This is a genomic window from Niveibacterium terrae (genome assembly GCF_048213115.1).
Lineage (GTDB): Bacteria > Pseudomonadota > Gammaproteobacteria > Burkholderiales > Rhodocyclaceae > Niveibacterium > Niveibacterium terrae.
The window spans coordinates 3,517,500-3,540,739 of the sequence record NZ_CP172404.1 but is presented as its reverse complement, the minus strand read 5'-3'; the positions used below and the strand labels follow the sequence as shown (position 1 = coordinate 3,540,739).

The following is a 23,240-nucleotide window of genomic DNA, read 5'->3' as shown; positions in this document are numbered from 1 at the left end:
CTGAGGGCGCCTTGGAGATAGATAACTGGTTATTTTAGCTTGCTTTTTGCGAACAGCGCTAGCTGTGTCGCAAGATCGGGCTGATCGGCGAGCGCCTGTGCGAAACGCCGGGCATGCTGGGCGAGCTCGGGCAGGGCGTCCTCGAACTGCGGCCACAGCGCTTCGACACGGGCGCCCTCCGAGCGGTTCCATGCGTCGTGCAAGGCGATGGAGGCCTCGGCCGGCGCACTGGCGAGGCCTTCGTGGTATCGGTCGAGGAAGGCTTCGAGCTTGACGAGGTGGGCCTGCTCGTCCTGCGGGTAGATGTGCCAGACGAGAGGGCGCGCGGCCCACTGCGCGCGGACGAAGGAATCCTCGCCGCGGACGAAGTTCAGGTCGCAACCCCAGAGCAGACGGTCGTAGTCGTCCTGGGCGAGAAAGGGGATGGGTTCGAGCGTCAGTGCGCCGCGGTGCTGCGTCGTGCTGAGGGGCTTGCCCAAGGTGGACTCGACCGATGCGCGTATCCGTCCCTCCGGAACCGCGCACCAGATCGGGCGTGAAGAGTGCGACCAGGCTTTGATCAGGCCGGCGAGCGCCGGGTTCTCATAGCCGAACAGCGAGATCTTCAGCGCTTCCGGTTCGGGCGGCCTGAGCCCCTGACCATCCAGGAAGCCGGCGAAGGCTCCGGGGACCGCCTGGAAGGCCTCGCGATCGGCGATGAGGCGCGCCTCGCGCAGTAGCCCTCCGCTCTGTTCGGTGAAGCCGGGGTAGAAGAACCACTGGGTCAGCGGCAGGCGGGGGTGGGGCGAGGGCAGGCAGTGGCAGCCTTCTATCCAGGCTTCGGCCGAGAGGTATTCGAGGTTGATCCAGACGGGCGGGGTTTCGACCATCGCGGCCAGGTAGGCCTCGGGAACCGGCGCGCCGAACGCTTCGATGACGACATCGGCGGCATCGGTCGGCGCCTGCTCGCGCGGCACTACCGTGACTCCGGCCAGGATCTGCAGTGGAGCGCGCGGGTCGAGCTTGGGCGCGAGCATCGCGAGGCTCGCCAGATCGTCAATGATCAGTCTGACTACATAGCCGTGCTCGGCGGCGAGCTGGCGCGCGAGGCGCCAGCAGACTCCGGCATCGCCAAAATTGTCGATGACGGCGCAGAAGATGTCCCAGCGCTGGGGGCGATGCATTGCCAAGCGATCAACGGGTCGAGGATTGCCCGGTCAGCTCGAGGTATCGGCTGCGGTCTTCGTCGAAGCGCGCCTTTTGGACATCGTAGTCGCGCTGTTTCTGGGCGATCACGGAGCGCAGAGCCGCGAGTTCGGAATTGGTCGACGCAATGTCATCCTGAAGCGCGCGGGGCGGTGTTTTCGTTTTCGATGCAGCAAGCCTCGCTTCCTGCTGTTTGCGTTCGGCGACGAGATGCGCTTCCTGGCGGCGGAAGACTTCGATTTCCTTGGCTGCCGCGGAGAGGCTCGCGTTGCGGCGTGCGTCGATCACGCTGACTGAGGAGTAGCTGTCGAGCAGCGCCTTGTCGCGCCGCCGGCGCTCGGCGAGCCTGGCCTCGGCTTCCTTTTGGGCCTTGTCGGCGGCATCCTTGCGCTGGCGCTCCTCGGCGCTGAGCGGAGCGGCGACTTCACGCGTCGTGCGGCCTCCGCGCGAGAGTTCCTTGTAGGCGCGGTTATAGCAGGCCGCAGGCAGGGGATTGCCGCAGATGCGGTGGCCGTTCGCATCGTTGCAGCAGTAAAGATTGTCAGAGGGAGTCGCTGATGCAGTGAAAGCGGCGGCTGCAGGCCAGATGCAGAAGATGCCCCACAGCAACCGTTTCGCTTTATTTCGCATCCGCAACTCCATAGCGTTCCCGGTAGGCATTGACCGCGTCGAGGTGAGTTGTCAGCTCGCTATTGCTGCCCAGGTAGGCAATCAAGTCCAGCAAATTTGCAACGGCGACGACCGGAATTCCATACTGACTGCGTACTTCCTGAACCGCCGAGTGTTCTCCCTGGCCGCGTTCCATCCGGTCAAGCGCGATCACGACACCGGCCGGCTCCGCGCCCTGAGAGCGGATGATTTCGACCGATTCGCGCACCGAGGTTCCCGCCGAGATCACGTCGTCGAGGATCAGGACCCGGCCCTTGAGCGGAGCTCCGACCAGCGTGCCGCCTTCGCCGTGATCCTTCGCTTCCTTGCGGTTGAAACAGAAGGGGACGTTGCGGCCCTGCTCGGCGAGCCGGATCGCGGTTCCCGCGACCAGAGGGATGCCCTTGTAAGCCGGGCCGAACAGCGTGTCGAAGGCGATGTTCGACGCGGCGATTGCTTGCGCATAATATCCGCTCAGCTCGCCGAAAGAAGCCCCGTCGTCAAACAGTGCGGAATTGAAGAAATACGGGGACTGGCGACCGGCTTTGGTCGTGAAGTTCCCAAAACGGAGAACACCCTTCGCAACGGCGAGGGCAAGAAATTCGCGGCTGAAGTTCATTTTACGGGCCGACCCTCGGCTGAGGTGCCGGCAGTCATTATGGGTTTGTCGGACGATTAATTTGATGTTACGCGTCATCACTATCAACCTCAACGGTATCCGCTCCGCTTCGAGCAAAGGGTTTCACGATTGGTTGGCCCGGCAGCAGGCCGATCTGGTCTGCCTCCAGGAATTGAAAGCCCAGGAAGCGGATCTCGCGCCGACGCTGCGCGAGCCGGAAGGCTGGGAGTTGGCCTTTCACTGCGCCGAAAAGAAGGGCTATAGCGGAGTCTCGGTGATGGCTCGACATAGCCCCGAAGCGTGGTCTTCCGGCATCGGAGTGGCCGAGTTCGACTCCGAAGGGCGCTACCTGCAGGCCGACTTTTCAACGCCGATCGGTCCCTTGTCGGTGATCTCGCTCTATCTGCCTTCCGGGTCCAGCTCGGAGGAAAGGCAGGCGGCCAAATACCGTTTCATGGATCATTTCCTGCTCCGGATGGCGGCGCTGCGTCAAAGCGGTCGCGAGGTGATCGTCTGTGGCGACTGGAACATCGCGCACCGCGAAGCGGATCTGAAGAACTGGAAATCCAATCAGAAGAACTCCGGTTTCCTGCCCGAGGAGAGAGCCTGGCTCTCGCGGCTCTTCGACGAGCAGGGCTGGGTCGATGTCTATCGCAGTCTGGAGCCGGAAGCGACCGACGAGTGCTACACATGGTGGTCGAACCGTGGCCAGGCCTGGGCGAAGAACGTTGGCTGGCGTCTGGACTACCAGATCGCGACGCCGGGCATCGCTTCTCTGGCGCGTTCCTGCTCCGTCTACAAGGATCAGCGCTTCTCGGATCATGCCCCGCTCACTATTGACTACGATCTAGAAATATCCGCTCCCGTTTCTGGCGAATCGGGCGGATACTGAGCCACACTGAAGAGTGTCCATCCCTGGGGTGGCCGGATGAGGTTCTGTTCAAGGAGGCTGTCATGAGTGAAGCGAGTCAAGTCGACCGCGATAAGCTGGTCGCCGATGTAAAGCTGGTTCTGGCCGATGCCGAAGAGATGTTGCGCCTCGCGGCCGGCGATACGACCGGAAAGTTTGCCGAAGTGAAAGGGCGCCTCGGCGAGAAGCTGGCGCTGGCGCGCGCCCGTATCCAGGATGCCGAGGAGAGCGTCGTGGCGCGGACTCGCGAAGCGGCCAAGGCGACCGATACCTATGTTCGCGAAAATCCGTGGCAATCAGTCGGTGTTGCGGCAGGAGTCGGTTTCCTGATCGGTCTGCTGATCGGACGCCGCTGATTCATGAGTGAGAGCGAAGCTAGCAGCTTTGCCGGGCGCCTGGCCCGGCTGGCTCATGCCGTGCTGGATACCCTCCAGATCAGGCTGTCCCTGTTGGCAGTCGAAATCGAGCAGGAGGGTATCCGGCTCGGCTCGGCCATCTTCAATCTGATCCTCGCCGCGCTCTTCATCGGTTTCGGCGTGCTGTCCCTGGCCGTGTTCGTGACCGTTGCGCTGTGGGATAGCCATCGTCTGCTGGCTCTGGGCCTCGATGTGCTGCTCTTCCTGGGGCTTGCTGTGTGGACCGGGAACAACGCGCGCCGTCGCCTCTCGCAGGGCTGCCGGATCTTTCAGGACAGCCTGGCCGAGCTGGCGGCGGACAAGAGTGCGCTGAAAGGCCGGCGATGAGCTGCCGGCGCGAACGCGTACTGGCCGAGCGCCGCGCGGCGCTGTGCGAACGCTCCCGGCTCAGACGGGACGAGATCGCCGACGCGCTGGCGATGCTCTCGCCTGGACTCGGCATCGCGGATCGCCTGTTTTCGGCCGCCGGCTGGGCGAGCCGTCATCGCCTGTTGGTGGTCGGAGTCGTTGCCGCAGGCTTTGCCTGGAGTCGGCCGCGCCGGCTCTTCGGCCTGGCGACCCGGGCCTGGGCGCTCTGGCGAGGGCTGCATTCGCTGGGCGAGCGTTATTTCGGAAAGGACTTCCGCGAGCGGGCCTGATTTTTGCTGCGGGATTTCATCAAAGATTCTTCGGATTTTTAGAAACAGTTTGTAACTGTGTGATAGAAGTTTCAGATCATCCCTTGGCCTCCCGTACCCGGAATGTCCCGCTTGGCGATTCGTCTCGGTCTCTGTCTGATCCTTCTGTCCTGTGCGGCGCAGATCGCCTTTGCTGCGCCGTCCCTGCCCTCGGATGTGCAAGTGCAGGTCGAGGCGGCGATTTCTCCGCGCGACATATCGACCGGAGAGCTGCTGGCCCGGATCGAACGCATCAAGCTCAGGCTCTCCGATCTTCCTTCGCCGACGCGCCGCCGGGTTCTGGCTAGCGAAGCCGAGGCGCTGATCGAGTCGGCCAGTTTCGACGCGGCAAGGATCTCGATCGCCGAGCTGATGTCGGCCGCCGAGGCTGCCCGCGACGAAGCCGATCAGATCCGCGCCCAGGTGCTGCGCGCCCGCATCGCCTATCTGAGGAACGACGTTCCCGGCCAGCTCGAAGCGTCCCGGCTCGCCGTCGCTCTGGCTTCATCCTTGAAGCGGCCGGCTCTCTCCTCGCTCGCCCGGCAGAGCCTGGGCCTCGCGCTTTTCAAACAGCACCACAACGAAGAGGCGATCGGGGTTCTCGATCTGGCTCTGAGGGAGGCGAGGGCGGTGAAGGATCCCGTTCTTGAAGCCAGCAGCTACCGGGCCATGGCCCTGCTCAACATCGGTCTCTACGACAACCGGCGCGCGCTGCAATACATCCACGAGGCTCAACGCCTGTTGCGGCCGCAGAAGCAGGAGTGGTTGCTCACCTCCCTGCTGGGAATAGAGGCGATCGTCGGCGGCGATGCCGCCGACGGCGGGGAGAGTCTGCCCCTGCTGATCCAGGCCTACCGGAAAGCCCAGAAGCTGGGCTTGTCCGTGCTCGAACAGTACTCGCTGATCAACCTTTCCGACTGGTTCCTGATTCACAAGCAGTGGCCGCTGGCGATCGAGCATGCCCGGCGCGGACTCGAACTGCAGATGCCTCAGGTCGATGCAGTCGCGGTCGGACTGCTCAGGCTCAACATGGGGCAGGCGCTGTTTGCATCGGGGCAGTCGAAAGAGGGGGTGGCCAGCCTGCTCAAATCCGCCGAGATCCTGCGCCCCCTGGAGCAGCAGAACTATCTGTTGATGGCCTTGGCCCAGCTAGCCCATTCTTATGAGCAGCTTGGGCAGGACCGCGAGGCGCTGGCGGTCATGAAAGAGTATCGAACTGTCCAGGAAACCCAGATGCGGCTACAGCGCGTGGCCCAGGTCGCCGAACTCCAGGAGAAGTTCGATTCCGACCGGAGGCAGCGGGAGATCTCGCGCCTTCAACTGGAGAACCGGGTCGCCGCGAGCGAAGCCGAGCACCACCGCCTGTGGTCAAGTTTTTTCGCCACGCTCGCCGTGCTGCTGATCATCGCAGGCGGTGCGGGGGTTGCGATATTCCGGCGCGTGCGCCGCGCGAACCATGATCTCGCCGCGGCCAACGCCCGGCTCGCCTTTCTGGCCGAGCGCGACTCTCTGACCGGTCTCTTCAACCGGCGGGCCATGCATGCGTGGCTGGAGACCCTGCCGCCGGCAAGTCAGGACAAGCCTCTAGGCCTGGCCCTGCTCGACATCGATTTCTTCAAGTCGATTAACGACCGCTTTGGCCATGAGGTGGGTGACGAGGTGCTCGTTGAAGTCGCGCGCCGTCTCGGCGGTCTGCTGCGCGAAGGCGACCGGCTTGCCCGCTGGGGCGGCGAAGAGTTCCTGATCGCGCTGCCGGGAATGGCGGCTCGTGGCATGGAAGCCTTTGTCGAGCGGGTGCTGACGCGGGTGGGGGGGGAGAATTTCCGGGTGGGCGACGCCTCGTTGCGCGTGACCGTGTCAGTCGGCTTCTGTCCCTTCCCGGCCGGGGATGGTGCGGCGGTGGGGAGCTGGGATTCTTACTTTACGCTGATCGATCAGGCGATGTATCACGCGAAGGGCAAAGGACGCAGCGGTGCGTGTGGAGTGTTCGGTTTCGGCGCTCCTTGGGATGAAATCCGGCCTGTCTGCATCCGGGATTTTTCGGCCGCGATCCACGATGGACTGATCGACGTGCGCCACTGGCAAGGCGTTCATGCCGATCCGGCCCAGGTCGTCGCGATCGGCGCACACCCTCCGGCGGCTTGATTCAGAACAGAAACGACGGGCGGGGGGATGGCGGGGGCGGTCACGCGGCGTAGAATCCGCGCCTTCCTGTCTTCAGATTCTCCGGAACTTCTCCGATGCTCGATTCCTTCTTCAAGTTGCGCGAACACGGCACGACCGTGCGCACCGAATGCCTGGCCGGCCTGTCCGTCTTCCTGACGATGGCCTATATCGTCTTCGTCAATCCCGACATCCTGTCCGCGGCCGGAATGCCGCGCGAAGCGGTGTTCGCCGCGACCTGCCTGGCGGCTGCGCTGGGTACCGCGATCATGGGCCTCTATGCGAACTACCCGATCGCGCTGGCGCCGGGCATGGGCCTGAACGCCTATTTCGCGTTCGCGGTCGTCAAGGGCATGGGTTTCTCATGGCAGGCGGCGCTGGGCGCGGTCTTCATCTCCGGTTGCCTGTTCATCATCGTCAGCCTGTTCAAGGTTCGCGAATGGATCGTCGATGCGATCCCGCATTCGCTGAAACTCGCGATCTCGGCCGGCATCGGCCTTTTTCTCGCGATCATCGGCCTGAAGAACGCGGGCCTGATCCAGGGCAATCCGGTGACCCTGGTCTCGCTCGGCGATCTGCACCAGCCCGGTGCGCTGCTTGCGATCGCGGGCTTCCTGTTGATCGTTGCGCTCGAAGCGCGCCGGGTGACCGGCGCGATCATCATCGGCATCCTGTCGGTGACCGCGGCGTCGATCCTGCTCGGTTTCTCGAAGTTTGGCGGCGTGTTCTCGGCGCCTCCTTCGCTGATGCCGACCTTCGGTCAGATGGACATCAAGGGCGCTTTGCACGCCGGCCTGCTGACCGTTGTGCTGACTTTCTTCATGGTCGAGCTGTTCGATGCGACCGGCACGCTGATCGGTGTCTGCCACCGTGCCGGCCTGCTCGACAAGGATGGCAAGCTGCCGCGCCTGAACCGCGCACTGCTCGCCGACTCGACCGCGATCGCCGCAGGCGCCGTGCTCGGTACGTCCTCGACGACCGCCTATGTTGAAAGTGCGGCCGGCACCGCCGCCGGCGGCCGGACCGGCCTGACCGCGGTCACCGTTGCAATCCTCTTCCTCGCGGCGCTGTTCTTCTCGCCTCTGGCCGGCTCGGTGCCGAGCTATGCGACTGCGCCTGCGCTGATCTACGTCGCGATCCTGATGGCACGCGGCCTCGGCGAAATCGAATGGGGCGACCTGACCGAATCGGCTCCGGCCGTCGTCTGCGCGGTCGCGATGCCCTTCACCTATTCGATCGCCAACGGCATCGCTTTCGGCTTCGTCAGCTATGCCGGCATCAAGCTGTTCTCCGGCCGCGCGAAGGAAGTGCCGCCTGCCGTCTGGGTCATCGCGGTGGTTTTCATCGCCAAGTTCGCGCTGCTCTAAGAGGGAATCATGCTGTTCGACCCCGCTTATCTGCGCGACCGCATTCGCACCGTTCCCGACTGGCCCGAACCCGGAGTCCAGTTTCGCGATATCACGCCGCTGCTCCAGGATCCGAAGAGTTTGCGGGTTCTGGTCGAGCATTTCGTGTTCCGCTATATGGATCAGAAGATCGACCTCGTCGCCGGGATCGATGCGCGCGGTTTCATCATCGGCTCCATCCTCGCCCATCAGCTGGGCCTGGGCTTCGTGCCGATCCGCAAGAAGGGCAAGCTGCCTTTCACGACGATCGCCGAGGAATACGAGCTCGAATACGGCAGCGCGACCGTCGAAGTGCACGCCGATGCCTGCAAGCAGGGTGATCGGGTGCTGCTGATCGACGATCTGATCGCGACCGGCGGCACGATGATGGCCGGTCGCAAGCTGCTCGAACGCCTAGGCGCGACCGTCGTCGAAGGCTGTGCGATCGTCGATCTTCCCGAGCTGGGCGGCTCACAGCTGCTGCGCGATTCAGGCTTGCCGCTCTTCACTCTGGTCGATTTCGCCGGCCACTGATGCGGGCCATTCCACTATTCAGCCGGGCGGGATATTCCCGTCCGGCTTTTTGCAATTGATTGAACAAGGAATACTCCGATGAGTACCGACATGAAGGAAGTCGAGCTGGCCATGGCCGAGGCGGACTGCCTCGTCTCGCCCGAGGCCGTCGACGCCGCGCTCGACCGCCTGGCCGTCGAGATCACTGAAAAGCTCGCTGGCACCAATCCGCTGGTCTATGCGGTGATGAACGGCGGCCTGATCCTCGCCGGCCGGCTGCTGCCCCGCCTGCCTTTCCCGCTCGAAGTGTCCTATCTGCATGCGTCGCGCTACGGCCACGCGCTGAACGGCAACCTGCTTGACTGGCGCGTGCGCCCGACCCAGAACCTTGCCGGGCGCACGGTTCTGGTGCTCGACGACATCCTCGACGAGGGCTTCACGCTGAAGGCGATCATCGAGAACCTGCAGGGCGAGGGAGCAAAGGTGTTCTCGGCCGTGCTGGTGCACAAGGTTCACGACCGCAAGGCGATTCCGAACATGCGCGCCGACTTCTCGGGCGTCGATGTCGCCGACCGTTTCCTGTTCGGCTGCGGCATGGACTACAAGGGCTACTGGCGCAACGCGCCCGGCATCTACGCGCTCAAGGGGCACTGAGGGGGCACTGAGCCGGCAGGCGGATCTGGAACTCCAGGCCTCCGCCTTCGCGCGCGGCCGCGGTGATCGTGCCGCCGTGCGATTCGATCGCGCGACGCGCGATCGCCAGCCCCAGGCCGAAACCGGGAGTCTGGGGGGCGCCGCTGCCGCGGTAGAACGCTCCGAAGATCCGCTCGATCTCCTCGGGCGGAACTTCCGGGCCGCGATCGGCAACGCGCACGGCGAGCGTCTTCCCGTCCGCGCCGATCTCGGCGCCGATCTCGACTGTGCTTCCCGGCGTGGTGAATTTGACTGCGTTGCGGATCACGTTCTCGAAGGCCCGGTAGATCAGTTCGGCGCCGACTTCGGCAATGAAGTGGCCCTCGGCCTTGAGGCTGACGTCGCGGTCGTTGGCCTGCGCTTCGAACTGGGCGTCGTCGGCGATTGCGGCGAGCAGTTCGATCAAGTCCACCCGCTCGCGCGACAGCGTGGCACCGGACTCGAGTCGGGCCAGGGTCAGCAGCTCGCCGACCAGAGTGTCGAGGCGTTCCGTCTCGCGCTCGATTCGCTCCAGCATCGCTTCGCCGCGCAGCGGATTCTGCCGCGCCAGACCGATTGCGGCCTGGAGCCGGGCGAGCGGCGAGCGCAGCTCGTGCGACACGTCGTGCAGCAGCCGCTGCTGCGCGCCGATCAACTGCTGAAGCTGAGCCGCCATCCGGTCGAAATCCTTGCCCAGTACGGCGACTTCGTCGCGGCGATGCCCCATCGCCGGCGAGATCCGCGTCTCCAGATGGCCTTCGGCCGCGTCGTGGAAAGCCCTGCTCAGCAGGCTGATCGGTTTCGTGATGTGGCGGGCGAGCAGGGCGCCGAAGATCAGACTGATCAGTGCGCCGGCCAGGATGGGCAGCAGCATCGGCGGATGACGCTCGCTTGAGAGTTCGTGGCCGAGCAGCGGTGCGAACTGTTGCAGCAGCCACCATCCGAGCCCTATCGTCAGCCCGGTCAATATCGACGTGAGCCAGATCGACAGGAAGAACTTCCAGAACAGCCGGCCCATGGCTTACTCCCTGACCAGTTGGTAACCGACGCCGCGCACGGTCCGTATCCAGGACTGGCCGTCGGCGGCGTTGCCCAGCTTCTGGCGGATCGCGCTGACATGCACGTCTATGCTGCGGTCGAAGCGGGCCAGTGGGCGACCCAGCGCCTTGTCGGAAAGTTCGGCCTTGCTGACGACATGGCCGACGCGGCGAACCAGCACTTCGAGCAGGCTGAACTCGGTTCCGGTCAGCGCGAGCGCTTCTCCCTGCCACTGGGCGGCGCGCCGCTGGGGCCACAGGACCAGAGGGCCGTTGCGCAGCGCTTCGACATCGGCAGCTGCTTCGCCCCGTTCATCGAGGCGGCGCAGGATCGCGCGGATCCGGGCCGAGAGTTCGCGCGGCGTGCAGGGTTTCGGTACATAGTCGTCGGCACCCAGCTCCAGGCCCAGGATGCGGTCGATGTCATCCCCGCGCGCGGTCAGCATCAGCACCGGGATCCGGCTCGCGGCGCGGATCGCGCGCAGCGCTTCGACGCCGTTCATCCGCGGCATCATCACGTCGAGCACGACGAGGGAATAGTGGCCGGACAGCGCCGCCTCGACGCCACTCTCGCCGTCGTGGACCGCGTCGGCATCGAAGCCGTCCTGGTTCAGGTATTCGACGAGCAGGGAAGCGAGTTCGGTGTCGTCATCGACGAGCAGCACTCGGGGCATGGCAGACCTGTAGCGCGGGAAGATCCGCATGATCATAGAGCGCCGCCGGCTCTGTCGGTGAGCTTTTACCCAGCTTTACCGATGCTGCCGCATAGAGGCTTTCTGGCTGATCGGGCATTTACGCAACTTTACCTTCGCTGACCGCGGCTTACGCGCCGGGGCGGGAAGATCCGGATCGAGAAAACTCCGGATTCGTCCATGTTCCCGACTTCATTGCCTTTTCGTTGCGCGGCCGCGGCTCTGGCTTTGCTGCTGGCCGGCTGCGCGGTCGGCCCCGACTACCGTCGGCCCGACGTGCCGATCGCCAAGAGCTGGCAGGCGCCGCTGCCGCACGGCGGTCAGCTCGCTTCGCTGACCGACTGGTGGGGCCGTTTTCACGACCCCGTGCTCTCCGATCTGCTCGCCGCGGCCCAGGCCGACAGCCCGACTCTGGCCCGCGCCAGCGCGGCGATCGCGAAAGCGCGTGCAACCCAGCGCAGCTCGGCCTCGGCCTGGCTGCCTTCGCTCTCCGCGAACGCTTCCTCGACCCAGGCCGGAACGAAGGCCGGGATCGGCGCGAGTCCGACCGTGACGACGGGCGGCGGTCTCGACGCGAGCTGGGAGATCGATCTGTTTGGCGGAGTCCGCCGCTCGGTCGAGTCGGCGCGGGCGCTCAGTGAAGCGCGAGTCGCCGACTGGCACGACGCCCGGGTGTCGCTGGCCGCCGAAGTCGCGACCGACTATGTCGACTATCGGGCCTGCGAACTGAAGCTCGCCGCGTATCGCGACGAAGCGAAGTCGCAGCGCGAAACCGAGAGGCTGACCCGGCTGTCGGCGACCGCCGGTTTCGCCGCGAGCGCCGATGCCGATCTCGCGCAGGCGAGCGCGGCGAGCGCTGAAGCGACCGCGACCGCCCAGCAGGCCGAGTGCGATCTGACCGTCAAGAGCCTCGTCGCGCTGACCGGCTTCGAGGAAGTGGCGCTGCGCGGCAAGCTTGCCGCCGGGAGCGGCCTGCCCAGCCCGGACGGACTCGCGGTCGCGAGCGTGCCGGCCAGCCTGCTGACCAGCAGGCCGGACATCGTGTCGGCCGAGCGCGCGCTCGCCTCGGCGAGCGCCGACATCGGTATCGCCGAGGCCGCCCGTTGGCCCGGCCTAACTCTGTCGGGAGCCATCAGCGCGACCGCGGTCGCCGGAGCGGCGAGTCTGCCCTGGTCCTTCGGCCCCAGCCTGAGCCTGCCGATCTTCCAGGGCGGCGCGCTGAAGGCGAAGAAGGAGGGCGCCGAAGCGGCTTATCAGTCGGCTCTGGCCGACTACCGACAGACCGTGCGCAGCGCGGTCAAGGAAGTCGAACAGGCTTTGGTGCGCCTCGATAGCAGCGCGAGGCGCGAAGCCGACTCGCGGACCAGTGCCGAAGGCTATCGGCGCTACTTCGTCGCGACCGAGCAGCACTGGAAGGCGGGTGGCGCGAGCCTGCTCGACCTGGAGACCGCGCGGCGTTCGGCGCTCGGCGCCGAGATCGCACTCGTCGAACTGCAACAGAACCGCATCGATTACTGGATTGCGCTGTACAAGGCGATGGGGGGCGGTTGGCAAGGCCTCGCTTCCTCGGCCCAAGGAGAAAAGCAATGAATCCCCGTTCCCGAAAATTTGCGATGGCTGGCGTGGCGGCTGCCGTCGTGGCTGTGCTGGCTTTCAGTCTCGCTCCGCGCTCGCCCCAGGCGGCGCCCGCTCCCGCGGCGAGCCGCGCCGTGATGGCGGTTCAGACCGTGCTGCCGCAGCGCGCCGACTGGCCGCGCGAACTCACCGCGAACGGCGCTTTGGCTGCCTGGCAGGAGGGCGTAGTCAGCGCCGAGACGGGAGGGTTGCGCGTGACGGCGCTGCACGCCGATGTCGGCGACGTGGTCAAGCGGGGGCAATTGCTCGCTGAGCTCGCGCGCGATTCGGTCGAAGCGGATCTGCGCAAATATCAGGCGGCGCTCGCCTCGAGCCAAGCCAGCCTCGCCCAGGCCAGCGCGAATGCCGCGCGGGCGAGACAGGTCAAGGGCAGCGGCGCGCTGTCCGATCAGCAGGTCAACGAATACCTGATCGCCGAGCGGACCGCGCTGGCGAGCGTTGCCCAGGCTTCGGCCCAGCTCGATGCGCAGAAGATTGTGCTGGCCCACACGCGCATCCTCGCCGTCGACGACGGAGCGATCTCGTCGCGTTCGGCGACCTTGGGCAAGGTCGCGAGCTCGGGCGAGGAGATGTTCCGTCTGGTCCGCCAGAACCGGATCGAGTGGCGGGCCGAGCTCGATGCGCGCCAGCTCGCCGAAGTCAGGAGTGGTCAGAGCGCGAGCCTGACGCTGCCCGATGGCGGCACGGTCAGCGGCCGGGTCCGCGTCGCCGCGCCGACTCTGGCCAGCGATACGAGCCGGGCCTACGTCTATGTCAGTCTCCCTGTGGCAAGCCCTGCCCGGGCGGGCATGTACGCGAGCGGGCGCATCGAGGTCGGCTCGCGGCCCGCGCTTTCGGTGCCGCAGAGCGCGGTCGTGCTGCGCGATGGACGCAGCTATGTCTTCGAAGTCGGAGCGGATTCGCGAGTGCTGCGGCGCAGCGTCACGATCGGCCGTCGTCAGGGGGACAGGGTCGAAATCGTCTCCGGCATCAGCGATGCGGCTCGCGTCGTCGCCAGTGGTGCGGCCTTCCTCGCCGATGGCGACAAGGTCAGCCTCGCGAAGGAGAAGGCATGAACTTCTCCGCCTGGTCCATCCGCAACCCGGTTCCGGCGCTGCTGCTCTTCGTGCTGCTGTCGATCTTCGGCATCCTCGGGCTCAAGGGTCTGGGGATCCAGCAGTTCCCCGACATGGACGTGCCGACGATCAAGGTCTCGGCGACGCTCGAAGGCGCGGCACCGGCCCAACTCGAAACCGAAGTCGCGCGCAAGATCGAGGACAAACTCGCATCGCTCAGCAAGATCGAGCACATTTCGACGACGATCACCGATGGATCGGTGTCGATTGCGGTGTCCTTCGAGATCGACAAGAACACCGAGTCGGCGCTCAACGAAGTGCGCAACGCCGTCGACAGCGCGAAGGCGGACCTGCCTTCGAGCATGAACACGCCGACGGTCTCGAAGGTCACGATGGCCGATTCGGCGCTGCTGACCTACACGGTCGCCTCCGCCAAGCTCGACGAGACCGAACTGTCCTGGTTCATCGACAACGATGTCGCGAAGGCGATGCTCTCTGCCCGCGGCGTCGCGCAGGTGTCGCGGATAGGTGGCGTCGATCGCGAAGTGCATGTCGACCTTGACCCGGCCCTGATGGCGGGGCTGGGTGTGAGCGCCGGCGATGTCTCGACCCAGCTCAAGGCGGTGCAGAAGGATTCCTCGGGCGGACGCGGCGAAGTCGGCGGCGCGGTGCAGTCGGTGCGTACGCTGGGGGCTGTCGGCACCGCCGCGGACGTTGCGGCGCTGGCGATTCCGCTCGCCGACGGGCGCAGCGTGCGCCTCGCCCAGATTGCGAAGGTCAGCGACAGTTTTGCCGAGCGCAGCACGCTCGCCTTCCTCGACGGCAAGGCCGTGATGGGCTTCAAGATCAATCGTTCCAAGGGCTTCTCCGACGTCGCGGTCGCCGAAGCGGTGCGCGCGGCGATGCCGGCCTTTCAGGCCGCCCATCCCCAGGTGAAGATCACCGAGATCAGCAATACGGTCACCCCGATCATCGAGAACTACCAAGGTTCGATGCACCTGCTCGTCGAGGGCGCGATCCTCGCGGTGCTGGTGGTCTGGTGGTTCCTGCGCGACTGGCGGGCGACCGTGATCTCGGCGACGGCCTTGCCGCTGTCCATCCTGCCGGCCTTTGCGGTGATGTATCACGTGGGGTTCTCGTTGAACCAGATCTCGCTGCTGGCCCTGGCCCTGGTGGTCGGCATCCTCGTCGACGATGCGATCGTCGAAGTCGAGAACATCGCCCGCCACCTCCGGATGGGAAAGACGCCCTTTCAGGCCGCGATGGAGGCGGCCGACGAAATCGGCCTCGCGGTGATCGCGACGACTTTCACGCTGGTCGCGGTTTTCCTGCCGACCGCCTTCATGGGGGGCATCCCCGGCCTGATCTTCCGTCAGTTCGGGGTCACGGCCGCGGTCGCAGTGCTCGCCTCGCTGCTCGTCGCGCGTCTCTTGACGCCGATGATGGCCGCCTACTTCATGAAGCCGTCCCGGCACGTCGAGCAGGACAGCGGCCTGATGACCCGCTATCTGGGCTGGGTCAGGGCCTGCCTGGCCCACCGCCGGCGCACGGCCGTGGCAGCCGTCGTGTTCTTCGCGCTGTCGCTGTCGCTGATCCCTCTGCTGCCGACCGGCTTCTTCCCGGCTTCCGACGACGGACAGAGTCAGGTCAGCCTGGAACTCGCTCCGGGCAGCACGCTGGACGAGACGCGCGATCTCGCGCTCGACGCCAGCCGCATCATCAAGACGATTCCCGAAGTGCGCCAGGTCCTGGTTTCGGTTGGCACCGCGAGCACTGGCGGTGGGCCCGATGCGAGTTCGACCAGCGACGTGCGCACCGCGACGCTGCTCGTCGAGCTCAAGGCGCGCAAGGAGCGCAGCCGCAAACAGTCCAAGGTCGAGGACGCGATGCGCACGGCTCTGACTGGGCTGCCCGGCGCGCGGGTCTCGGTTGGTCGCGGCATGAATGGTGAGAAGCTCCAGGTTACGCTCGCCAGCGACGATCCGGATGCGCTCGAAAGTGCGGCCAATGCGGTTGAAACCCAGCTGCGCACATTGAAGGGTGTTGGCAACATCACGTCCGGCGCGTCCTTGCAGCGGCCCGAAGTCCAGATCAAGCCCGATTACGCGAAGGCTGCCGCGCTGGGTGTCAGCTCCGATGCTCTGGCCTCGGCGGTGCGCATCGCGACCTATGGCGATTACTCGTCGAGCATGACCAAGCTGAACCTGCCGCAGCGCCAGATCGGCGTGCGGGTCCGCATCGCCCCGGACCAGCGCGATTCGCTCGCGACGATCGCTCAGCTGCGCGTCGCGGGCAGCCAGGGCAGCGTCGCGCTCGCTTCGCTCGGCGAGATCTCGCTGGGCAGCGGTCCCTCCCAGGTCGACCGTCTGGACCGGATGCGCAATGTGACGCTGTCGGTCGAGCTGTCCGGCCGTTCGCTCGGTGACGTGATGCGCGAAGTGAAGGCTCTGCCTGCGATCAAGTCCTTGCCGCCCGGCGTTCATCTGGTCGAGCAGGGCGAACTGCAGCGGATGTCGGAACTCTTCGGCAGCTTCGGCTCGGCGATGGCGATCGGCGTGTTCTGCATCTACGCGGTGCTGGTGCTGCTCTTCCACGACTTTCTGCAGCCCGCGACCATCCTCGCCGCTCTGCCGTTGTCGCTGGGCGGCGCGCTCGTCGCGCTGCTCGCGACGCACAGCAGCTTCTCGATGCCCGCGGTGATCGGCGTGCTGATGTTGATGGGCATCGTGACGAAGAACTCTATCCTGCTCGTCGAGTACGCGGTGATGGCGAGGCGTGAGCGAGGGCTCTCCCGCTTTGACGCGCTGCTCGACGCCTGCCACAAGCGGGCGAGGCCCATCCTGATGACGACGATCGCGATGGCGGCCGGCATGCTGCCGATCGCGGCCGGCGTCGGTGCCGACCCGAGCTTCCGTCAGCCGATGGCCATCGTCGTGATCGGCGGCTTGCTGACCTCGACTTTCCTGAGCCTGCTGATCGTGCCCGTGGTCTTCACTTATGTCGACGATCTTCTCGTCTGGCTCAAACGCCTGGTGCAGCGCTTCCAGGCAACGGACAAGGATCTGGCTACGGATCGGATGGATTGACGTTGAGGGAGGAAGCGCGGCATCCGCCGCGCTTTTTTTGGCCTTGCATTTCGTATATTTGCGAAATAAGATTCGCTCTATCGCGAAACAACGAAATGCGTAATGGAAATCGACGACGTGATCAAGGCGCTGGCCAATCCGGTGCGCCGCGACATCCTGGCCTGGCTCAAGAACCCGGAGCGGGAGTTTCCCGACCAGGACTACCCCTACGAGTTCGGGGTCTGTGCGGGGCGCATCTTTGTGCGTACCGGGCTGTCGCAGTCTACGGTTTCCGCCCACCTTGCCTGTCTGCAGCGCGCTGGGCTTGTGACGACGCGGCGAGTCGGGCAGTGGATCTTCTATCAACGCGACGAAGCGGCGATCGCCGACTTCCTCGCCCGAATCCACGATGCGCTGTGAGGCGCTATCCCCTGAGCTGTCGATACGGAGTGACGAGATGAGCCAACTGTTTGAACCGCTGCAGGCCGGCGAACTGAGCCTGCCCAATCGTGTCGTGATGGCGCCGCTGACCCGCTGCCGCGCCAGCGCCGGCCGGGTGCCGAACGAACTGATGGCCGGCTACTATGCGCAGCGCGCAGCGGCGGGTCTGATCCTGTCCGAGGCGACCGCGGTCACGCCGATGGGCGTCGGCTATCCGGACACGCCGGGAATCTGGTCCGAAGAACAGGTCGAAGGCTGGAAGAAGATTACCCGCGCAGTCCACGCCGCCGGCGGGCGGATCGTGATGCAGCTGTGGCACGTCGGCCGGATCTCCGACCCGGAACTGCTGGGCGGGGCGCTTCCGGTTGCGCCGAGCGCGCTCGCCGCCGAAGGCCATGTCCGCCTGCTCCGGCCCATGCGTCCCTATGCGACGCCGCGCGCGCTCGAAGCTGCCGAGATCCCCGCGATCATCGAGGCCTACCGCAAGGGGGCCGAGAACGCGAAGCGGGCCGGTTTCGACGGAGTCGAACTGCACGGTGCGAACGGCTATCTGCTCGATCAGTTCCTGCAGGACGGCACGAACCGCCGCAGCGACGAGTGGGGCGGATCGATCGAGAACCGCGCCCGCCTGCTGCTCGCCGCGACCGACGCGGCGATCTCGGTCTGGGGCGCCGGCCGGGTCGGCGTCCATATCGCGCCGCGCGGCGACAGCCATTCGATGAGCGATTCGAACCCGCTGGCGACCTTCGGCTACGTTGCGCGCGAGCTGGGCCGGCGCAAGATCGCGTTCCTGTTCGCCCGCGAATCGCTCGGCGAGAACCGGATCGGCCCGCAGCTCAAAGCCGAATTCGGCGGCGTCTATATCGCGAACGAAGGCTTCACCGCGGATAGTGCCGAAGCGACGCTCGCCGCCGGCGAGGCGGATGCCATCGCCTGGGGCAAGCTCTTCATTGCGAACCCCGATCTGCCCCAGCGCTTTGCTCGCGGCGCGGCGCTGAACGAGCCGAATCCGGAGACTTTCTACGGTGCCGGCCCCGAAGGCTATACGGACTATCCGGCGCTCGATTGAACATGGACGCCTCTGCTCTGGCCGGCAACGCTGCCTGGCTTGTCTTCCTGAACGTGCTGCTGCAGCAGCTGGGACTCCCTGTTCCGGCCGTGCCGACCCTGATCGCCGCCGGGGGCCTGGTCGCGGGCCTCGCGGGCTTTTCCGGTCTGCTCGCCGCCGCCGTGCTTGCCTCGGTGCTGGCCGATGCGCTCTGGTTTCTGGCCGGGCGGGGCTTCGGGTACAAGGTGCTCGGCGCGTTGTGCCGGCTGTCGATGAACCCCGCCTCCTGCGTGAACCGGACCGAGGCGCGCTTCATCCGCTGGGGACTGTGGTCTCTGGTCGTCGCGAAGTTCATCCCCGGCTTCTCGACCGTCGCACCGCCGATCGCAGGGGCGCTGCGCATGCCTTTCACGGCCTTCCTGGCGGCGGCAGCAGCCGGGGCCGCGCTGTGGGCCGGGTTGGCCCTGCTGGTGGGCGCTGTGCTGCGCGATCACGTCGCGGCGATGCTGGCCTTCGCGGCCAGGCACGGTCTCGAAGCCTTGCTGGCACTCGGAGCCCTGGTGCTCGGCTGGCTGGGCTGGAAGCTCTTGCAGAAGCGCGGGTTCCGGCTCAAGGCGAGAATTCCGCAGCTCGACGTTGAAGCCTTGTTCGCCGCGCTGCGCTCCGATGAACCCCTTCTGCTCCTCGACCTGCGCGGCGAGGGGTTGCGCAGCGAGACTGGCGAGATCCCGGGCGCCCGCATCGCGTCCTACGATTCATTGCCCGCCGCAGTCGCCGACTGGCCGCGCGACGCGCTGGTCGTCACGCTGTGCGCCTGTCCCGAGGACGCCGGTGCGGTGCTCGCGGCGCGTGAAATCACGAGCCTGGGTTACCGTCAGGTTCGTCCGTTGCGCGGTGGTTTCGAGGCCTGGCAGGCCCATGCTGCCGGCGGGGGGCTGTAGGGCGCAAGCGAATTCGGCGAGAATGGGGGCCTTTTCCTGTAAAGGCTGGCGATGAAAGTTCCCGCCCGGAAGATGGTCGAAGGCCGCGCCTACGCGCTCGAGTTCTACGATGGCTTCGAGCAGGCCGCGCTCGATACAAAAAAATGGATTCCGTTCTATCTGCCGCAGTGGAGTTGTCGGGCGAGGGCGGTGCCGCGCTATGAGCTCTCCGGACAGGCTCTGGTGCTGAAGATCGATGCCGATCAGCAGCCCTGGTGCCCGGAATTCAACGGCCCGGTCCGCGTCTCCTCGCTGCAGACCGGGCTCTTCGCCGGTCCGCTCGGCTCGCCTCAGGGGCAGCACCGCTTCTCGAAAGACTGCGTGGTTCGCGAAGCCCAGCCGGAGCAGAAGACCTATCTGCCCCGCTACGGCTATTTCGAGCTGCGCGCCCGCTGCGAGATCTCGGCGAACAACGTCGCAGCGCTGTGGATGATCGGTTTCGAAGATGAGCCCGAGCACTCCGCCGAGATCTGTCTGTTTGAGCTCAAGGGGGGTAATGTCGGCGAGGGGCGGGCAAAGATCGGTTATGGTCTGCACCCCTTTGGCGATCCACGGATCGTCGACGATTTTCACGAGGACGAGTTCGAACTCGACGTGAGCCGCTTCAATACCTATGCGGCGCAGTGGACCGAAGAGCGAGTTAGTTTCTTCATCAACGGTCGCCTGATCCGGACGAGTGAGCAGTCTCCTGCCTATCCGATGCAGCTGATGCTGAATCTCTACGATCTGGAGAACCGCGACGCCGACGCGATGCGCTTCATCGTCGATTACGTCGCAGGCTACCGCTGAGTTTCGATCGTGATCGCGTCGAAACCTTGATGGTGCAGGAACTCGCGCAGGATCAACAGGGTCACATAGAAGTCGGCTCGAGCCGGCAGACCTGAGTGCGCGAGCGGCTGACCTTCGGCAAGCATGGCCATGCGTCCGAAGAGCCGTTCCACCGCTTCGCGCGATAGCACGCGCCGGGGAGCTTTGGCGAGACCGGCAAGGTCTGCGATCTCGGCGATTCCGGGGTCGTTCGTAAGCAGCGTCGAGGCGTGGGCCAGCATCGCGCGGACAGGAAAGAGCGCGTCCTCGACGATCTGGATCACCTCTTCGACCTCGGCCGCGGTCGGTGGCGTGTGAAGGATGTGCGCGACACCGCGAGCCGAAGAGCCTATCGCTATCGCCTGGATTGCCGGAGAATCGTTCGAAGCGCTGGCGACGAGTGTTTGCTCCGCGCCGATATGCAGCACCGTGATCGCTTCAAGGTCGGGGAAGGCTGGGCGGAGGGCTGCGAACAGGCGCGTGATTTCGGTCGTCGCGGATTCGTCTTTTGTGTTCATCGTCGGACAGAAGAATTGATACGCTAGCCAGCATAGCGCGCCCGTCCGCATCCGGGCGAGCCCGTCCAAATTCTGGCGGGCTCGTCAAAAAGCAAGGAGGATGGTTTGAACCCTACGCTGATCGAATGGATTGCCGCAGCGCTGTTTGCGGTCGCGATCCTGCATTCTTTCGCAACCGGCGCGTTCGAGCGCCTCGCGAGGCTTCGTCCCGCTCACGCCGGGCTCTGGCATCTGCTCGGCGAGATCGAAGTCGTGTTCGGCTTCTGGGCGATGGTTCTCGTCGTCGCGATGTTCGCGCTGCAGGGCAGCCCGGCTGCGACCCGCTACATCGATTCGCGCGACTTCACCGAGCCGTTGTTCGTGTTCGCGATCATGGTCATCGCCGGAACCCGGCCCATCCTGGCCGCCGCGACCGCGCTGATTCGCGCGCTGGTGCGGGTCATCCCCTTGCCGGGCAGCATGGGCTTTTACTTCGTTGTGCTCGCGGTCGTTCCGCTGCTCGGCTCCCTGGTCACCGAGCCGGCCGCGATGACGCTGGCGGCGCTGATCCTGTCGAGGAGAATCTTTTCGGCCGAAGTGTCGCCGCGGCTCAAGTACGCGACTCTGGGCGTGCTCTTCGTCAATATTTCGATAGGCGGCACGCTGACTCCGTTCGCCGCGCCGCCGGTGCTGATGGTCGCCAGCAAGTGGGACTGGGACATCGGTTTCATGCTGGCCAACTTCGGCGGGAAAGCGGCTATCGCGGTGCTGGTCAACGCGCTCGCCGCGACCCTCGTCTTCTCCGGGACTTTGTGCCGCCTGACTGTGCCCGAGGAGAAGGAGGGGGCTCAGCCAGCGGTGCCGGCTTTTCTCGTCGCCGTGCATTTGGCTCTGCTCGCCGCGGTCGTCATCTTCGCCCACCATCCGGCGATCTTCCTGGGCATCTTTCTCTTCTTCCTGGGCATCGCCCACGCCTATTCCCGTCATCAGGATCCGCTGATCTTGCGCGAAGGCCTGCTGGTCGCCTTCTTCCTGGCCGGCTTGGTCGTGCTGGGCGGTCTGCAGTCGTGGTGGCTTCAGCCGCTGCTTCTCAGGATGAGCGAGGATGCGGTGTTTTTCGGTGCCGCAGCGCTGACCGCCTTTACCGATAACGCCGCGCTGACCTATCTGGGGGCCCAGGTCGAAGGGCTCGCCGATGGCTTCAAATATGCGCTGGTTGCCGGCGCGGTGACCGGAGGAGGGCTGACGATCATCGCCAACGCTCCGAACCCGGCAGGGCTCGCGATCCTGCGTGCGCATTTCGAAGATCAGGCGGTCAGCCCGTTCAAGCTCCTGCTCGCCGCGCTGCCACCGACCGTGGTCGCTGCGTTCGCTTTCCGGTTTCTCTGATCTCGGGGGACATCATGATCCGTTTCACGCTTGCTCAGTGTTCGCTTGGTGTTCTGCTGGTCGCGGTCAGCGAGCAGGGGATCTGCGCGATCGCGTTGGGCGATGGTCCCGATGCGCTGGTCGGCGCGCTTCTGCAGCGTTTTCCTGGCGCCGAACGAGCGCAGGACGATGCCCGCGTTGATGAACTTGCCGCCCGGGTTGTCGATCTGACCGAGCACCCGGGGCGGCCGAGCGATCTGCCCCTGGATATCCGCGGCACCGCTTTCCAGCGAAGGGTCTGGCGGGCCCTGTGCGAGATTCCGGTTGGCCACACCGCGAGCTATGCGCAGATCGCCAGCCGGATCGATGCGCCGAAATCGGCGCGCGCGGTCGCCGGAGCCTGCGCCGCGAACATGCTCGCGGTCGTGATCCCCTGCCACCGTATCGTCCGCAGTGACGCTTCGCTGTCCGGCTATCGCTGGGGCGTCGCGCGCAAGAGGGCCTTGCTCGAACGCGAAACGGAGCAGAGCGGTCAGCGATGAGTGGCAAACTGTCCGCGTGTTTCGCTCTGCCTGCGAATTACCGGATTGCCGACATCCTTGCTTTTCACCGCCGCGATCCGTTTGAAGTCGCCGAGAAGGCAGAAGTTGGCGGTTTCCGCAAAGGCCTGATCTGGAGGGGCGCTCCGGCCTGTCTGACCGTCCGCTTCCTCGCTGGCCGGATAGACGTTGAGCTCGCCTGCGAGGGCGCTGCGGGTGACGGCGAGCCGTGTTGCGAGCGCGATTTCATGCGTTTCGCCGAACGGATGCTGGGCCTGGACCAGCACGTCGAGGGCTTCGAATCGCGCTTTCGCGATCATGCTCTGATTGGGCCTCTGCTCTCCCGTCAGAGCGGGCTGCGCGTGCCGCTCGCCGCGTCGCCTTTCGAAGCCTTGAGCTGGGCAATCACGGGGCAGCAGATCAGCGTTGCGGTGGCCGTTTCGCTGCGCCGCAAGCTGATCCTGGCCGCGGGGCGGCGGCTCTCATGCGGTCTGTTCTGCTATCCGGATGCCGAGGCGATCGCCGCGCTCGACGCGGACAAGTTTCGTGAAGCCGGATTCTCGGCGGCCAAGGCGGCCACTCTGATGGAGCTTGCCCGCCTCGTCAGCGACGGAGTTCTTCCTTTGCAGCGATGGGCGGACACCCTTGCGATCGACGAGATCCGCGCCAGACTGCTCGCGATCCGCGGAATCGGTCCGTGGACGGTCGATTACGCGCTGCTGCGCGGCTTCGGCTGGCTGGACGGTTCGCTGCACGCGGATGCGGCGGTCCGCCGGGGCTTACAGAGCCTGCTCGGAAGCGATGAGGCCTTGACCGAGAAACAGGTCAAGGCCTGGCTCGCCGACTTCTCGCCTTGGCGAGCCCTGCTCGCCGCCCACCTGTGGGCGATGAACTCGGTGGCGGCGTGAA

At 65.6% G+C, this 23,240-nt stretch carries 24 protein-coding genes; 18 read left to right on the top strand and 6 right to left on the bottom strand.

Annotation, left to right across the window (positions count from 1 at the left end; all coding sequences use genetic code 11):
- Positions 1 to 29 precede the first annotated feature (29 nt).
- From earP to pyrE, 3 genes are read right to left on the bottom strand one after another with little or no spacing between them, the layout of a single operon-like run.
- Positions 30 to 1,163 carry an elongation factor P maturation arginine rhamnosyltransferase EarP gene (gene earP / locus ACHFB9_RS16395; protein WP_417068575.1) on the bottom strand — a complete coding sequence of 378 codons (1,134 nt, stop codon included), beginning with the start codon at positions 1,161 to 1,163 and terminating at the stop codon, positions 30 to 32.
- 10 nt (positions 1,164 to 1,173) lie between these two features.
- On the bottom strand, positions 1,174 to 1,815 hold the full coding sequence (locus tag ACHFB9_RS16390; RefSeq protein ID WP_417068573.1) for a hypothetical protein: 642 nt from the start codon (positions 1,813 to 1,815) through the stop codon (positions 1,174 to 1,176).
- The gene (gene pyrE, locus ACHFB9_RS16385) at positions 1,805 to 2,452 is read right to left on the bottom strand and encodes an orotate phosphoribosyltransferase (RefSeq protein WP_417068572.1); all 648 of its coding nucleotides are present in this window, start codon (positions 2,450 to 2,452) and stop codon (positions 1,805 to 1,807) included. The genes ACHFB9_RS16390 and pyrE overlap by 11 nt, the downstream gene beginning before the upstream one ends.
- Positions 2,453 to 2,516: 64 nt before the next feature.
- Here pyrE and ACHFB9_RS16380 point away from each other — a divergent pair, with 64 nt between their 5' ends.
- From ACHFB9_RS16380 to ACHFB9_RS16345, 8 genes are all read left to right on the top strand, one after another.
- Complete coding sequence (locus tag ACHFB9_RS16380; protein ID WP_417068570.1) at positions 2,517 to 3,344, top strand: exodeoxyribonuclease III; 828 nt, start codon at positions 2,517 to 2,519, stop codon at positions 3,342 to 3,344.
- A 62-nt stretch (positions 3,345 to 3,406) separates the two neighbouring features.
- Positions 3,407 to 3,718, top strand: a complete 312-nt coding sequence (locus ACHFB9_RS16375) for a DUF883 family protein (RefSeq protein ID WP_417068569.1) — start codon at positions 3,407 to 3,409, stop codon at positions 3,716 to 3,718.
- 3 nt (positions 3,719 to 3,721) lie between these two features.
- Positions 3,722 to 4,105 (top strand): phage holin family protein, encoded by a 384-nt coding sequence (locus ACHFB9_RS16370; RefSeq protein WP_417068568.1) that lies wholly within the window; start codon positions 3,722 to 3,724, stop codon positions 4,103 to 4,105.
- A complete protein-coding gene (locus ACHFB9_RS16365; RefSeq protein WP_417068566.1) occupies positions 4,102 to 4,416 on the top strand; it encodes a YqjK family protein in 315 nt (104 codons plus the stop codon). The genes ACHFB9_RS16370 and ACHFB9_RS16365 overlap by 4 nt, the downstream gene beginning before the upstream one ends.
- 111 nt (positions 4,417 to 4,527) lie before the next feature.
- Positions 4,528 to 6,579 carry a diguanylate cyclase gene (locus tag ACHFB9_RS16360; protein WP_417068564.1) on the top strand — a complete coding sequence of 684 codons (2,052 nt, stop codon included), beginning with the start codon at positions 4,528 to 4,530 and terminating at the stop codon, positions 6,577 to 6,579.
- Between the two features lie 95 nt (positions 6,580 to 6,674).
- Positions 6,675 to 7,964 carry an NCS2 family permease gene (locus tag ACHFB9_RS16355; RefSeq protein ID WP_417068563.1) on the top strand — a complete coding sequence of 430 codons (1,290 nt, stop codon included), beginning with the start codon at positions 6,675 to 6,677 and terminating at the stop codon, positions 7,962 to 7,964.
- Positions 7,965 to 7,973: 9 nt separating this feature from the next.
- Positions 7,974 to 8,516, top strand: a complete 543-nt coding sequence (locus ACHFB9_RS16350) for an adenine phosphoribosyltransferase (protein ID WP_417068561.1) — start codon at positions 7,974 to 7,976, stop codon at positions 8,514 to 8,516.
- 78 nt (positions 8,517 to 8,594) lie between these two features.
- Positions 8,595 to 9,149 (top strand): hypoxanthine-guanine phosphoribosyltransferase, encoded by a 555-nt coding sequence (locus ACHFB9_RS16345; protein WP_417068560.1) that lies wholly within the window; start codon positions 8,595 to 8,597, stop codon positions 9,147 to 9,149.
- On the opposite strand, the gene ACHFB9_RS16340 is transcribed toward ACHFB9_RS16345, so the two are convergent.
- Together ACHFB9_RS16340 and ACHFB9_RS16335 are read right to left on the bottom strand one after the other, a co-directional pair.
- On the bottom strand, positions 9,136 to 10,185 hold the full coding sequence (locus ACHFB9_RS16340) for an ATP-binding protein (protein WP_417068558.1): 1,050 nt from the start codon (positions 10,183 to 10,185) through the stop codon (positions 9,136 to 9,138). The genes ACHFB9_RS16345 and ACHFB9_RS16340 overlap by 14 nt on opposite strands.
- 3 nt (positions 10,186 to 10,188) lie before the next feature.
- Complete coding sequence (locus ACHFB9_RS16335; protein ID WP_417068557.1) at positions 10,189 to 10,878, bottom strand: response regulator; 690 nt, start codon at positions 10,876 to 10,878, stop codon at positions 10,189 to 10,191.
- A 198-nt stretch (positions 10,879 to 11,076) separates the two neighbouring features.
- On the opposite strand from ACHFB9_RS16335, the gene ACHFB9_RS16330 reads away from it, so the two are divergent.
- The 7 genes from ACHFB9_RS16330 (at position 11,077) to ACHFB9_RS16300 (ending at position 19,909) form a co-directional block, all read left to right on the top strand.
- Positions 11,077 to 12,486, top strand: coding sequence for an efflux transporter outer membrane subunit (locus ACHFB9_RS16330; protein ID WP_417068555.1), 1,410 nt, complete (start codon positions 11,077 to 11,079; stop codon positions 12,484 to 12,486).
- On the top strand, positions 12,483 to 13,586 hold the full coding sequence (locus ACHFB9_RS16325; protein WP_417068554.1) for an efflux RND transporter periplasmic adaptor subunit: 1,104 nt from the start codon (positions 12,483 to 12,485) through the stop codon (positions 13,584 to 13,586). The genes ACHFB9_RS16330 and ACHFB9_RS16325 overlap by 4 nt, the downstream gene beginning before the upstream one ends.
- Entirely contained in the window at positions 13,583 to 16,672 is a 3,090-nt protein-coding gene (locus ACHFB9_RS16320; protein ID WP_417068553.1) for an efflux RND transporter permease subunit, read from the top strand. Before ACHFB9_RS16325 ends, ACHFB9_RS16320 begins: the two co-directional genes overlap by 4 nt.
- A gap of 102 nt (positions 16,673 to 16,774) precedes the next feature.
- Complete coding sequence (locus ACHFB9_RS16315; RefSeq protein ID WP_417068551.1) at positions 16,775 to 17,071, top strand: ArsR/SmtB family transcription factor; 297 nt, start codon at positions 16,775 to 16,777, stop codon at positions 17,069 to 17,071.
- Between the two features lie 37 nt (positions 17,072 to 17,108).
- Positions 17,109 to 18,161, top strand: a complete 1,053-nt coding sequence (locus ACHFB9_RS16310) for an alkene reductase (protein ID WP_417068549.1) — start codon at positions 17,109 to 17,111, stop codon at positions 18,159 to 18,161.
- Between the two features lie 2 nt (positions 18,162 to 18,163).
- On the top strand, positions 18,164 to 19,081 hold the full coding sequence (locus tag ACHFB9_RS16305) for a VTT domain-containing protein (protein WP_417068547.1): 918 nt from the start codon (positions 18,164 to 18,166) through the stop codon (positions 19,079 to 19,081).
- Between the two features lie 51 nt (positions 19,082 to 19,132).
- The gene (locus ACHFB9_RS16300; protein WP_417068545.1) at positions 19,133 to 19,909 is read left to right on the top strand and encodes a glycoside hydrolase family 16 protein; all 777 of its coding nucleotides are present in this window, start codon (positions 19,133 to 19,135) and stop codon (positions 19,907 to 19,909) included.
- Here the strand turns inward: ACHFB9_RS16300 and ACHFB9_RS16295 are convergent.
- The gene (locus ACHFB9_RS16295; protein WP_417068544.1) at positions 19,900 to 20,445 is read right to left on the bottom strand and encodes a hypothetical protein; all 546 of its coding nucleotides are present in this window, start codon (positions 20,443 to 20,445) and stop codon (positions 19,900 to 19,902) included. The two genes, ACHFB9_RS16300 and ACHFB9_RS16295, sit on opposite strands and share 10 nt — an antisense overlap.
- A 105-nt stretch (positions 20,446 to 20,550) precedes the next feature.
- Here ACHFB9_RS16295 and ACHFB9_RS16290 point away from each other — a divergent pair, with 105 nt between their 5' ends.
- From ACHFB9_RS16290 to ACHFB9_RS16280, 3 genes are read left to right on the top strand one after another with little or no spacing between them, the layout of a single operon-like run.
- A complete protein-coding gene (locus tag ACHFB9_RS16290; RefSeq protein WP_417068543.1) occupies positions 20,551 to 21,813 on the top strand; it encodes a putative Na+/H+ antiporter in 1,263 nt (420 codons plus the stop codon).
- A gap of 14 nt (positions 21,814 to 21,827) precedes the next feature.
- Positions 21,828 to 22,334 carry a methylated-DNA--[protein]-cysteine S-methyltransferase gene (locus tag ACHFB9_RS16285; RefSeq protein ID WP_417068541.1) on the top strand — a complete coding sequence of 169 codons (507 nt, stop codon included), beginning with the start codon at positions 21,828 to 21,830 and terminating at the stop codon, positions 22,332 to 22,334.
- Positions 22,331 to 23,239: a DNA-3-methyladenine glycosylase family protein gene (locus ACHFB9_RS16280; protein ID WP_417068540.1), complete on the top strand. Its 909-nt coding sequence runs from the start codon at positions 22,331 to 22,333 to the stop codon at positions 23,237 to 23,239. The genes ACHFB9_RS16285 and ACHFB9_RS16280 overlap by 4 nt, the downstream gene beginning before the upstream one ends.
- The last annotated feature ends 1 nt before the right edge of the window (position 23,240 follow it).